We start from the raw sequence: 470 nt of genomic DNA, 5'->3' as shown, positions 1-470 counted from the left end.
GAAGCCGACAAAATCAATACCGCTGTTGGCAACGGTATCGGAACCCTGCAGTGACCAGGCAGCACCGGACGCACCGGTGGCACCGTTGCTGGCGGCACCGGCGGTTACCTGATCAACATCACTAAACAGCATCTCCAAAACACTGAGGGTGTTAGTACCGGTAACCAGGAAGGCATCGCTGCCGGTACTGCCAGTGACATTGGCACTGGCAACATTTTTGATGCCGGTTGCGGTAATCCCATGCGCAGTGACTACATTCGATGTGCCTGTCAGGGAAACGGTGCCGGCATTGAGCGTATCGGTACCGCCGTTGCCGGCGATGCCATTCAGGCCACTTAAGGTCGCGGTGTAGTCCGTAACGGTGACATTGTCTGCACCGCTCACCGTAAAGGTGTCACTGCCGGTCGCTGTGCCCTGGAGTCCGGCACCGTTGGCGGCAAGTGATGAGAAGCCGACAAAATCAATACCGC

Annotated in this window: 1 protein-coding gene; it reads right to left on the bottom strand. The window is 57.4% G+C overall.

What is annotated here, in order from left to right:
- Positions 1-470: hypothetical protein (locus ACXAG1_RS16975; RefSeq protein WP_475120339.1), on the bottom strand; the 470-nt coding region annotated here is incomplete at both ends.

Source organism: Microbulbifer sp. ABE4_465, assembly GCF_056160765.1.
Note: the sequence above shows the minus strand (reverse complement) of the source record. Positions and strands in the feature narration are given on the sequence as shown.